Origin of the sequence: Pseudomonas fulva NBRC 16637 = DSM 17717, from assembly GCF_000730565.1 — a bacterium.
Taxonomy (GTDB): Bacteria; Pseudomonadota; Gammaproteobacteria; order Pseudomonadales; family Pseudomonadaceae; genus Aquipseudomonas; species Aquipseudomonas fulva.
The window spans coordinates 1-11,803 of the sequence record NZ_BBIQ01000025.1; the positions used below are offsets into that span (position 1 = coordinate 1).

Annotated in this window: 10 protein-coding genes; 4 read left to right on the forward strand and 6 right to left on the reverse strand. The window is 63.4% G+C overall.

The window, feature by feature from the left end; translation table 11 throughout:
• Nucleotides 1-40: 40 nt before the first annotated feature.
• The 3 genes from PFU01S_RS19540 to PFU01S_RS19550 form a co-directional block, all read right to left on the reverse strand.
• On the reverse strand, nucleotides 41-2,845 hold the full coding sequence (locus tag PFU01S_RS19540) for an FAD-binding and (Fe-S)-binding domain-containing protein (RefSeq protein ID WP_028687802.1): 2,805 nt from the start codon (nucleotides 2,843-2,845) through the stop codon (nucleotides 41-43).
• A gap of 74 nt (nucleotides 2,846-2,919) precedes the next feature.
• A complete protein-coding gene (lldD, locus tag PFU01S_RS19545) occupies nucleotides 2,920-4,065 on the reverse strand; it encodes an FMN-dependent L-lactate dehydrogenase LldD (RefSeq protein ID WP_028687803.1) in 1,146 nt (381 codons plus the stop codon).
• Nucleotides 4,066-4,128: 63 nt separating this feature from the next.
• Entirely contained in the window at nucleotides 4,129-5,799 is a 1,671-nt protein-coding gene (locus tag PFU01S_RS19550; protein ID WP_028687804.1) for a lactate permease LctP family transporter, read from the reverse strand.
• Nucleotides 5,800-6,053: 254 nt separating this feature from the next.
• Between PFU01S_RS19550 and PFU01S_RS19555 the strand changes: the two genes are divergently transcribed.
• Nucleotides 6,054-6,821 (forward strand): FCD domain-containing protein, encoded by a 768-nt coding sequence (locus PFU01S_RS19555; RefSeq protein ID WP_027915425.1) that lies wholly within the window; start codon nucleotides 6,054-6,056, stop codon nucleotides 6,819-6,821.
• A gap of 143 nt (nucleotides 6,822-6,964) precedes the next feature.
• Here the strand turns inward: PFU01S_RS19555 and smpB are convergent, their stop codons facing one another.
• A complete protein-coding gene (gene smpB / locus PFU01S_RS19560) occupies nucleotides 6,965-7,447 on the reverse strand; it encodes an SsrA-binding protein SmpB (protein WP_023533119.1) in 483 nt (160 codons plus the stop codon).
• 163 nt (nucleotides 7,448-7,610) lie between these two features.
• Between smpB and PFU01S_RS19565 the strand changes: the two genes are divergently transcribed.
• Nucleotides 7,611-8,051, forward strand: a complete 441-nt coding sequence (locus PFU01S_RS19565) for a type II toxin-antitoxin system RatA family toxin (protein ID WP_028687805.1) — start codon at nucleotides 7,611-7,613, stop codon at nucleotides 8,049-8,051.
• Nucleotides 8,052-8,174: 123 nt separating this feature from the next.
• On the opposite strand, the gene PFU01S_RS19570 is transcribed toward PFU01S_RS19565, so the two are convergent.
• Nucleotides 8,175-8,702, reverse strand: a complete 528-nt coding sequence (locus PFU01S_RS19570; RefSeq protein ID WP_023533140.1) for an outer membrane protein assembly factor BamE — start codon at nucleotides 8,700-8,702, stop codon at nucleotides 8,175-8,177.
• A gap of 97 nt (nucleotides 8,703-8,799) precedes the next feature.
• Between PFU01S_RS19570 and fur the strand changes: the two genes are divergently transcribed.
• Complete coding sequence (fur, locus tag PFU01S_RS19575; protein ID WP_023533128.1) at nucleotides 8,800-9,204, forward strand: ferric iron uptake transcriptional regulator; 405 nt, start codon at nucleotides 8,800-8,802, stop codon at nucleotides 9,202-9,204.
• 102 nt (nucleotides 9,205-9,306) lie between these two features.
• Here the strand turns inward: fur and recN are convergent, their stop codons facing one another.
• Nucleotides 9,307-10,980 (reverse strand): DNA repair protein RecN, encoded by a 1,674-nt coding sequence (recN, locus tag PFU01S_RS19580; protein ID WP_028687806.1) that lies wholly within the window; start codon nucleotides 10,978-10,980, stop codon nucleotides 9,307-9,309.
• 193 nt (nucleotides 10,981-11,173) lie between these two features.
• Between recN and grpE the strand changes: the two genes are divergently transcribed.
• Complete coding sequence (gene grpE, locus PFU01S_RS19585; protein WP_027915422.1) at nucleotides 11,174-11,731, forward strand: nucleotide exchange factor GrpE; 558 nt, start codon at nucleotides 11,174-11,176, stop codon at nucleotides 11,729-11,731.
• Nucleotides 11,732-11,803: the final 72 nt, after the last annotated feature.

The following is an 11,803-nucleotide window of genomic DNA, read 5'->3' on the forward strand; positions in this document are numbered from 1 at the left end:
AAGCGGCCTCGTGCCGCGATGGGCCGCATAGCGGCCCCAACTACCGCGCCCGAGTGACCCGATCCACCAGATACACCAACCCGTGATAATCGATGCCACTGTGGGTCGACAAGCCAATTTCACAGGTGCGGCTGGTGGAGATACCTTCGCCGCAGTACTGCACGGCATCCTTGAGGCTGCGCAAGGCATGGGCATTGAGCTCCGGGGTGGTGAAGCCCTTGTCGCCGGCAAACCCGCAGCAATGAATCCCTTCAGGTATCACCACCTGCGTGCTGCACCGCCGCGCCAGGTCGATCAGCGCCTGGCTTTCGCCCAGGTGCTGCGTACTGCAGGTCACATGCACGGCGACCGGTTCATCCTGCGGAGTGAAGGTGAGCCGATCGACCAGGTGCGTACGGATGAAACGCACCGGGTCGTACAGGTCCAAACGGGTATCCCCCAGGTCCTGGACCAGGCGCAGGGTGCAGGGGCTGGTGTCGCAATAGATCGGGTCCAGACCGCCCCGGCTGGCGTGCAGCAGGGCATTGATCAGCTCCTGGCGCTTGTGTTCAGCCTGCTCAGGGTAGCCTTTGGAGGCGAAGGGCTGGCCGCAGCACAGGCTTTCGGCATTGTCAGGGAAGACCACCTGATACCCTGCCTTCTCCAGCAGGCTGCGGGTCTTGTCCAGCAACGAGCTCTGCTCGCGATCGGCATACGCCGGGCCCATGACCTTGGACACGCAGGCAGCCAGGTAAACCACGCGAGGGCGCGGGTCGTTGCTCGCCTCACCCACGCGCACAGGGCGCACAGGCTGGGGCATGGCCGGGGTCCAGCGGGGCATGCGCCCTTTGCTGGTCTTGCTCAGGGCGGCGCTCAAGCGGTTCAGGCGCGGCGCGCCCAGCAGCTTGCGGGCGGTATTGGCGGCGGTCAGGGACAGGCGCGCGCCGCCCATGGCCGTCTTGAAGTGTTCGGCCAACCAGTCGGCGGCCTTGCCATGTTCGGCCGCCTGGGCGCGCAGCTTCTTGACCAGCTCGCCGGTGTTGATGCCCACCGGGCAGCGCTGGGCACACAGCCCCGTGGCGGCGCAGGTATCCATGCCCTGGTACTGGAAGGTGTCGCGCAGCGTGCGGGTGTCCTGGCCGTCGCGCTCCCTGGCCTGGATATCCCGCCACATGACGATGCGCTGGCGCGGGCTGAGGGTCAGCCCCTTGGATGGGCACACCGGTTCGCAGAACCCGCATTCGATGCATTTGTCGACGATCGCGTCGGCAGCCGGCAGCGGCTTGAGGTGCTTGAGGTGGATGGCCGGGTCTTCGCTGAGCACCACATCGGGGTTGAGAATGCCGTTGGGGTCGAGCAGGCGCTTGAGCTGCCACATCAGCTGGTAGGCATCCTGGCCCCATTCGAGCGCTACGAAGGGCGCCATGTTGCGGCCGGTGCCGTGCTCGGCCTTGAGCGAGCCGCCGAACTCCACGGCCACCAACTGCGCCACGTCGTCCATGAAGGCCTGGTAGCGCGCCACTTCCTCGGCGCTGTTGAAACCCTGGGTGAAGACGAAGTGCAGGTTGCCTTCCAGCGCATGGCCGAAAATGATTGCCTCGTCGTAGCGGTGCTGGTCGAACAGCTGGATCAGCCGGTTGACGCCTTCGGCCAGTTGCTCGACGGGGAAGGTGACGTCTTCGATGATGACCGTGGTGCCGGTCTGGCGCACGGCGCCCACGGCGGGGAAGGTGTCCTTGCGGATCTTCCACAACTGGTTGTACACCACCGGGTCTTCGCTGAAATCCACTTGCTGTTCCAGGGGGAACTCGGCAATCGAGGCCATCACCTGGTGCATTTGCTCGTGCAGCAGGGTCTGGCTGGCGGCGCGGGATTCGATCAACAGGGCGCAGGCGTTGGCCGACAGGCCCTTGACCCACACCGGCATGCCGGCCATGTCCTGCACCGAGCGCAGGCTGCGCCGGTCCAGCAACTCCACGGCCGATACGGGCTGGCGCTTGAGGATCGGCACGGCGCGGCAGCAGCTTTCGACACTGGGGAACACCAGCAGGGCGCTGGCCTTGTGCGGGTGGTCGGGCACGGTGTCGTAGGTCACCGCGCTGATGAAGCCCAGGGTGCCCTCGGAGCCGACCAGCAGGTGCTGCAGGATATCGAGCGGCTGGTCGAAATCCACCAGGGCATTGAGCGACAGGCCGGTGGTGTTCTTGAGCCGGTACTTGTGCCGGATGCGCTCGGCCAGGGCCGTATTGGCGCGGGTCTCCCGACCCAGGCGGGCGAGGGCGTCGAGCAAGGGGGCGTGGCTGTTCTGGAAGGCCGCGACGCTGGCCGGGTCCTCGCTGTCCAGGCAGGTGCCGTCGGCCAGCACCAGGCGCAGGCCGGCCAGGGTGTGGTAGGTGTTCTGCGCCGTGCCGCAGCACATGCCGCTGGCGTTGTTGGCGACGATACCGCCAATCTTGCAGGCATTGATCGAGGCAGGGTCGGGGCCGATCTTGCGCCCGAACGGCGCCAGCCAGGCGTTGGCCTGGGCGCCGATGACACCCGGCTGCAGCCTGATCTGTTCGCCCTGGCCGCGCACCTCGCGCCCGTTCCAGTTATCGCCCAGCACGATCAGGACCGAATCGCTGATGGCCTGGCCGGACAAGCTGGTGCCGGCGGCGCGGAAGGTGATGGGCACCCGCTCGCGCTGGGCCAGCTTGATCAGCCCGACCACCTCGTCCTCGGACTCCACCCGCACCACCAGCTTGGGGATCAGGCGATAGAAGCTGGCATCGGTGCCGAAGGCCAGGGTAGAGGTCGGGTCGTCGAAGCGACGCTCGGCAGGTATCAGGCGCTCGGCATCGCGCAGAAACGCAGCAGGCAGGCTCATGCAGTCTCCTCGCGGGGCCGCGGCGTCTGGTGCGGCGCGTGCCCCGGTAATCAGGCGGTGTTTCAGGCAGGCGCTCAGGCGCCGAGTTCGCGTACCAGCGAGTCGCGGGTGATCTCGCCGATGGACTTGGTGCCGGTCAGCACCATGGCCACGCGCATTTCTTTCTCGAACAGCTCCAGCAGGTTCTTCACCCCGGCCTGGCCATGAACGGCCAGGGCATACAGGAAGGCCCGGCCGATCAGCACGGTGTCGGCGCCCAGGGCGATCATGCGCACCACGTCCAGGCCGCTGCGAATGCCCGAGTCGGCCAGGATCTTCAGGTCGCCCTTCACCGCGTCGGCAATCGCCGGCAAGGCGCGGGCGCTGGACAGCACGCCGTCGAGCTGGCGGCCACCGTGGTTGGACACGACGATACCGTCGGCGCCGAACTTGACCGCATCGCGGGCATCGTCGGCATCGAGGATGCCCTTGATGATCATCGGGCCGTCCCAGAATTCGCGGATCCACTCCAGGTCGCGCCAGGAAATGGACGGGTCGAAATTGTTGGCCAGCCAGCCGATGTAGTCGGCCAGGCCCGTAGGGTTGCCCCGGTAGGTGGAGATGTTGCCCAGATCGTGCGGGCGGCCCATGACGCCCACGTCCCATGCCCACTGCGGGTGGGTCATGGCTTGCAGCATACGCCGCAGCGGGCCGTTCCTGCCGCTCATGCCCGAGTGGGCATCGCGGTAGCGGGCGCCGGGGGTGGGCATGTCGACGGTGAACACCAGGGTACGAACGCCGGCAGCCTTGGCGCGCTCCAGGGCATTGCGCATGAAGCCGCGGTCCTTGAGCACGTACAGCTGGAACCACATCGGCCGGTCGATGGCCGGGGCCACTTCTTCGATGGGGCAGACCGAAACGGTGGACATGGTGAACGGGATGCCGTGGGCAGCAGCCGCACGCGCCGCCTGCACTTCGCCACGGCGGGCGTACATGCCGGTCAGGCCGACCGGGGCCAGGGCCACAGGCATGCTCAGGGTTTCACCGAACAGCTCGGTCTGCAGGCTGAGTTCGGACATGTTCTTCAGCACGCGCTGGCGCAGGGCGATGCTGGCCAGGTCCGAAACGTTATGGCGCAGGGTGTGCTCGGCGTAGGCGCCGCCATCGGCATAGTGGAACAGAAAGGGCGGCAACTTGCGTTGGGCGGCGGCGCGGTAATCGGTAGAGGCAGAAATGATCATGGGCTCTCGCAGCTTGGCAGGTGAGTAAGGCCGGGCGATGTGGGCTGCCCGGCCCCTTTCACTTTAGTGATGAACCAGCATGCCGGTCAGCCAGTAGGCCTGCACCAAGGTGATCAGGCCGACGATGGTGGCGAAGAACAGGCTGTGCTTGACGGTGAAGCGGAACAGGTCGGACTCCTTGCCCACAAGGCCGGTGGCGGCGCACGCCACGGCGATCGACTGCGGCGAAATCATCTTGCCGGTCACGCCGCCGCTGGTGTTGGCGGCAACCAGCAGGGTGTCGTTCACGCCGATCTGGTGCGCGGTGGTGGCTTGCAACGAGCTGAACAGGGCGTTGGAGGAGGTGTCCGAACCGGTCAGGAACACCCCCAGCCAGCCCAGGAACGGCGAGAAGAACGGGAACGCCGCGCCGGTGCCGGCCAGTACCAGGGCCATGGTCGAGGACATGCCGGAATAGTTGGTCACGAAGGCGAAGGCCAGCACCATGCCGATGGACAGAATGGGCCAGCGCAGCTCGAAGAGTGTTTCCTTGAAAGTGGTCAGACCAGTCTTGACGTTGATCTTGAGCACGGCCATGGAGATCAGTGCCGACAGGAAGATCGCGGTGCCCGTGGCAGAAATCGGGTCGAGCTTGAACACGGCCGGCATGGCCGTAGGTGCAGCCACGATGGGGGCCGTTTTGATCACCAGTTGGTCGAGGTGCGGGATGGCGAAGTTGAACACGAAGTTGTACATCGCACCGCCCGGGGCGAACGCGGCCTTGAAGGGCTTGAGGGTCCAGATCGTCACCAGCACCGTGAGAATCAGGAACGGCGACCAGGCTTTGAAGATTTCACCCAGGCTGTAGGGGCTTGGCTGGCTGCCACCGGTTTGCACCATGGCCGCGCCGACGCTGCCGGTGGCCGCCGCGAACGAACGCTTGGGCTGCCACACTTTCAGGAACAAGGTCAGGGCGATCAGGCTGGCCAGGGCCGAGGTGATGTCAGGGAGTTCCGGGCCGATGAAGTTCGAGGTGAAGTACTGGGTGACGGCGAAGCTCAGGCCGGCCACCAGGGCCGCAGGCCAGGTTTCCTTCACGCCGCGCAGGCCGTCCATCATGAACACCAGCCAGAACGGCACGAACAGTGACAGCAACGGCAGCTGGCGACCGGTCATGGCGCCGATGTGGAAGGCGTCGATGCCGGTGACCTGGCCTGCCACGATGATCGGGATGCCCAGCGCGCCGAAGGCGACCGGTGCGGTGTTGGCGATCAGGCACAGGCCTGCGGCGTACAGCGGGTTGAAGCCAAGGCCCACCAGCAGCGCGGCGGTGATCGCCACCGGTGCACCAAAGCCGGCCGCCCCTTCCAGGAAGGCGCCGAAGCAGAAGCCGATCAGCAACACCTGCAGGCGCTGGTCGTCGGTGATCGACAGCACCGAACTGCGGATCACCTCGAACTGGCCGCTCTTGACCGTGAGTTTGTACAGGAACACGGCCGCGACGATGATCCAGGCGATGGGCCACAGACCATAGAGGAAGCCGTAGCCGGCAGCCGCCAGGGCCATGTCGACAGGCATCTGGAAAGCGAAGATCGCCACCAGGATCGACAAGCCCAAGGTGATGCTGCCGGCGACATGGCCCTTGAGACGGAAGACGGCCAGGGCCAGGAAGAAGAAGACGATGGGGATGACTGCCGCCAGTGCGGACAGGCCGAGACTGCCCAGCGGGCTGTAGAGTTGTTGCCAGGTTTGCATATGGGGTGGCCCCTAATTGTTGTTGGTCATGCGCCGGCCCTGGATAATTGGTAAGACCAATTTACAATGGCTCGCCGCTAGGTTAAAAGCGCACACGGGGGTGTGTCAATTTGTCCGAGGCAGCACTTTGGTCGAATGCCGATGAGCGGGCAGGTGATGTGGCGTGAAAATCGAGCGCTGGTGGGTGTCGGCCGGCTGTGGATCGGCGAGAATGGATGCCCCGGATATCAGCCGGGATTCGTGGAGAGCGTGTGATGGTTTTTGATCAGGTCCGCCAGCGGCGCCTGTCCGACGACATTGTCGATCGGTTGGAAGGGATGATTCTGGAAGGCACGTTGACGTCGGGCCAGCGGCTGCCAGCCGAACGCGTGCTGGCCGAGCAGTTTGGGGTATCACGCCCGTCGTTGCGCGAAGCGATCCAGAAGCTGGTGGCCAAGGGGTTGCTGGTCAGCAAGCAAGGCGGCGGCAACTATGTGGCGCAGTCGCTGGGCTCCACGTTCAGTGACCCGTTGTTGCAACTGCTCGAACACAGCCCTCAGGCGCAACACGACCTGCTGGAGTTTCGCCATACCCTGGAGGCGTCTTGTGCCTACTACGCGGCCCAGCGCGCCACCGCACCCGACCGGGCTCGCTTGAAGGAGGCGTTCGACGTGCTGCAGGACTGCTACGCACGGGTGGGGGAAGTCACGCGGGCCGAAGAAGGCGCCGCCGATGCGCGCTTTCACCTGGCCATTGCCGAGGCCAGTCACAATGCCGTGCTGCTGCACACCATTCGTGGCTTGTTCGACCTGCTCAAGCGCAACGTGGTCACCAACATCGGTGGCATGTACCAGCAACGCAGCGAAACGCGCGACATGCTGATCAGCCAGCACCGGGAGTTGTACCTGGCGATTGTCGAAGGCAGGGCCGAGGATGCGCGTGAGGTGTCCAGCCGGCACATTCTGTACGTGCAGGAGGTGCTCGAAGAGGCGCATGAAGAGGCGCAGCGGGTCGCACGGGCGGAGCGGCGCAACGGGCACTGAGGGTATGTGTGCGGGCGAGTGTACGCATGAACAGGTGGCCGCTGTGGGCGGCGCGCTGTTCACGGCAGGTAAGCTTCCCCTTGATGAAACGATCGGGCAACTAGTTGCCCGTATCATCACTCGGCGGGGAAGAGGGGCAAGCGCTAGTCTTCCTTGCCCTTGTTGCGCACGGCCCGCTGCAGCTCGCGGTTGGAATCGCGTTCGCGCACGGTATCGCGCTTGTCGTATTCCTTCTTGCCCTTACCCAGTGCGATTTCGCACTTGATCAGGTGCTTGCTCCAATACAGCGCCAATGCCACGCAGGTATAACCCTTTTGCGCCACGGCCGCTTCGAGCCGCTCGAGCTCACGCTTGTTGAGCAGCAGCTTGCGGGTGCGGATGGGGTCTGCGATGACGTGGGTGCTGGCGGTGGTCAGCGGGGTGATGTGGCTGCCGAACAGCCAGGCCTCACCGTCCTTGAGCAGCACGTAGCTGTCAACGAGGTGCGCCTTGCCGGCTCGCAGGCTTTTTACTTCCCAGCCGGACAGGACCAGCCCGGCCTCGAACTTGTGTTCGATGAAGTAATCGTGTCGCGCTTTCTTGTTCTGCGCGATGGTCCCGGTCGGATGTTTTTTTTGCTTAGCCATAGGGTCGGCATTATAGGCAAGTCCGCGCGTCGTCCGCTATGGGATTTCTGCGTGCTTGAGCCACTGGAATGAATACCGGACAATGCAGGCACTGTCATAGGTACAGAACCTGTAATCGGAATGCTGCGAAGCACCGCCACCCAGCCTAGGAAGTGACGCCTGGATGACTACCCATATTCAACGCTCCGCCCTGCTGCCGTATCCTGCCCAGGCCTTGTACGACCTGGTAAACGATGTAGCCAGCTACCCGGACTTCTTGCCCTGGTGTTCCGACTCGACGGTGCTCGAAGCCAGCGAAACCCACATGCGCGCCAAGCTCGAGGTGGCCAAAGGCGGTATCAGCCAGCACTTCGTTACCCGCAATGTGCTGGTGCCGGGGGAATCCATCGAGATGAACCTGGAGGAGGGGCCGTTCACCCAGTTGCATGGCATCTGGGTGTTCAAGCCGCTGGGCGAGAAGGCCTGCAAGATCAGCTTGGACCTGTCGTTCGACTATGCCGGCTCATTGGTGCGCGCCACGCTGGGGCCGCTGTTCAATCAGGCAGCCAATACCCTGGTGGATGCGTTCTGCGAGCGTGCCAAGCAGTTGTACGCTGCTTCGTAAGGTCTGCAATCGAGGTATCGCCACGCGCCTCCAGTGGCAGGAGGCGGTGACGTTTGATTGGCAGCGTTTATTGCAGCAATGAAAAAGCCCGGACACTGTCCGGGCTTTTTTGTATCAGCGCGTTTAGCGCGTTTCCAGCGGTGCCGGTGTCGGCACGGGCGTGGTTTCGATGGTGTCGATCTCGCGCTGGATGGATTCCTCGACCGAGCCTGGTTTGGCCGGTTTTTCTTCCGGCTGGGCTGCCGGCTGCTCGCCGTTGGCGCCTGGGCTGACCGTGGTGTCACCGCTGCCACCGAGGATTTCCTGGTCGCGGCTGACGCCCGGCATGAAGTCGCCAGACAGGCTTACCAGCTGGTCGCTTTCATTGAAGAAAATGCTCATGCGTTCCTGTTGGCGCTGACCGCCACCAGGTTGCAGGCTGTAGAGGTAATCCCACCGGTTGGTGTGGAACGTATCCTGAATCAGAGGGTTACCCATGATAAACCGCACTTGCCGCCGGGTCATTCCCGGACGCAATTGGTCTATCATGTCTTGCGTGACGACATTGCCCTGCTGGATGTCGATTTTGTAAACCCCGGGAAACGAGCAACCGGCGAGTGCGAGCAGTCCCACGAAGGTGAGGCTGGTTAGCAAGAGCTTGGTGTTTTGCATCGGTGGGCGACTTCCACTATCTTGGCTGGACAACGTAAACACCGATCATACCCGTATTAAGAGAAGCTGCGAAGCAGCATCGGCGAGAAAGCTGACCATGGTTGAAAATAGCGAATTGCGCAAAGCCGGTCTCAAGGTGACCCTGCCTCGAGTCAAGATCCTTCAAATGCTCGACTCTGCCGAGCAGCGTCACATGAGCGCCGAAGATGTGTACAAGGCCCTCATGGAGGCAGGCGAGGATGTTGGCCTGGCCACCGTGTACCGTGTACTGACCCAGTTCGAAGCAGCAGGTCTGGTGGTTCGCCACAACTTCGACGGCGGTCATGCGGTGTTTGAACTGGCCGATGGCGGTCACCACGACCATATGGTCAACGTGGATACCAGTGAAGTCATCGAGTTCATGGACGCCGAGATCGAGAAGCGTCAGCGTGAAATTGTCGAAGAGCACGGTTTCGAGCTGGTGGACCACAACCTGGTCCTTTATGTGCGTAAGAAGAAGTAACGATTACTTCGTTCTTAAACAGCAAAGGCGACCCTAGGGTCGCCTTTGTTTTTTCTGCAAGCGGTGGTGTTGGCCGTTACCCCGGCCCTTTGCCGAATGACTTCAGGCCTTGCCGCTGACCACCATCTTGCGCGCATGGGCCAGCGATTCCTTGGTCAGGTCGATGCCACCCAGCATGCGCGCCACTTCCTCGACCCGCTCGCGTTTGCCAAGGCTGGCCACAGCCGTGTGCGTGGTATCGCTCTCGCGGGCCTTGTGCACGAACAGGTGATGATGGCCTTGAGCGGCCACCTGGGGCAGGTGGGTGACGGTCAACACCTGGCCGCGCTCGCCCAGGCGACGCAACAGTTGGCCCACGATTTCCGCCGTCGGCCCGCCGATGCCTACGTCCACTTCGTCGAACACCAGGGTAGGGATGCGCGAGGTCTGGGCCGTGATGACCTGGATCGCCAGGCTGATCCGGGACAGTTCGCCGCCCGAGGCGACTTTGGACAGCGCCTTGAGGGGTTGGCCGGGGTTGGCGCTGACCAGCAATTCGATCTGCTCGAGCCCATTGGGTGAAAGGTCGGCCGTCTCATTGGGCGTGAGCTGAATGCAGAAGCGACCGCCGGGCATGCCCAGGCGCTGGATTTCCTGCTCGACAGCCTCTGCCAGCTGCTTGGCGGCATGCTGACGCAGCCCGCTCAGTTCGCGGGCCTTCTCTTTATAGTGCTGAGCGAATGCAGCCATCTCTTCGCCCAGGCGTTCCAGCGATTCGTCGCTGGCGTTGAGCCCTTCGAGTTCCTCCATCAACTGCTGCTGCAGGTGGGGTAGCTCTGTGGGGTGCACCCGGTGCTTGCGCGCCAGGGTATAGATGGTGTCGAGGCGTTCTTCCAGGGCCTGCAGCCGCATGGGGTCGGCATCGAAGTTGTCGAGGAAACGGTTGAGCTCGCCCACGGCTTCTTCCACCTGAATCTGCGCGCTGGCAATCAGGTTGGCCGCTTCCGACAGTGCCTTGGGGGCATTGCTGGCAGCGCCCAACCGGTTGAGGCTGGAGGTGAGCGCGCCAAGCACATTGCCCGAATCGCTTTCACTGCACTGGTCGATGACCTGGCGGCAAATGCCGAACAGGGCCTCAGCGCTGGTGAGATTCTTGTGCTCCTGCTCCAGGTGCTCCAGCTCGTTTTCGCCCAGGCCCAGGTTGTCCAGCTCTTCGAGCTGGTAGCTGAGCAGCTGGTGACGGGCCCGCTGTTCGTCGCCGGAATTGGACAGGCGCTCCAGTTCGAGTCGCGTCTGGTTCCAGCGCTTGGCCGCCATTTGCACCTGCCGGGCCAGGTCGATGGCCCCGGCGTACTCGTCGAGCAGGCGCCGGTGGGTGTCGGCCTTGAGCAGGGACTGGTGCTCATGCTGGCTGTGGATGTCTATCAGCAGCTCGCCCAGGGCCTTGAGGTCGCCGAGCGGGCAGGGCGTGCCGTTGATGTAGCCACGGCTGCGGCCTTCGGCAGTGATGACACGCCGCAGGATGCACAGCCCGTCGCTGGCGAGGTCGCGTTCGGCCAGCCAGGTGTGGGCTTCGGGAATGTCAACCAGGTCGAACGTGGCGAGGATGTCGGCCTTGTCGGTGCCGGGGCGTACCACACCGCTGTCGGCGCGGTCGCCCAGGGCCAGGCCCAGGGCATCGAGCATGATCGACTTGCCCGCACCTGTCTCGCCCGTGATCACGGACATGCCGCGGGCGATTTCCAGGTCGAGGTGTTCGACGATGGCGTAGTTGTGAATGGACAGGTGCACCAGCATGAGGGCGACTCCAGAAAGTCATGTCTGGTTATTTATACAGTAGTTTTTTCCAGCCTGCCAATGCCCTTTTGGCGCAAACGCTTGAAGGCGTAAAAACCGGGTTGCCCCTTGAAGCTGTATTTTCCGGCCCCATATACGCCACATCACCGGCGAGCCTGGCTCGCAGTCCACCAAATTGCGCAGGAGATATCCCATGGCTGATGAGCAGCTGAACGAGAAAGACCTCAACGTCGAGCAAACCGGTGCCGACAACGCAGCTGATGCCCGCGTGCTGGAACTCGAAGAACAGCTGGCCGCGGCCAAGGACCAGTCGCTGCGTACCGTGGCCGAACTGCAGAACATCCGCCGTCGTGCCGAGCAGGATGTGGAAAAGGCGCACAAGTTCGCCCTGGAAAAATTCTCCACCGACCTGCTGCCTGTGATCGACAGCCTGGAACTGGCCCTGGCTCACTCCAGCGCCCAGGACGAACACGTCAAGCAGATCCGCGAAGGCGTCGAGCTGACCCTGAAGATGTTCCAGGACACCCTCAAGCGCTACAACCTCGAAGCCATCGACCCGCACGGCCAGCCGTTCAACCCTGAGCATCATCAGGCCATGGCCATGCAGGAAAACGCCGAGGTCGAACCCAACAGCGTATTGAACGTGTTCCAGAAGGGCTACCTGCTCAACGGCCGCCTGCTGCGCCCCGCCATGGTGGTGGTCAGCAAGGCGCCGAGCGCAGCGCAACCTTCTATCGATGAAAAGGCTTGAAATCCTTCCGGGCATCCCCATCTAGGTGTCAAGCCTTCAAGTATTACCGCAGTTGGCCACAGTAGCCGCTGC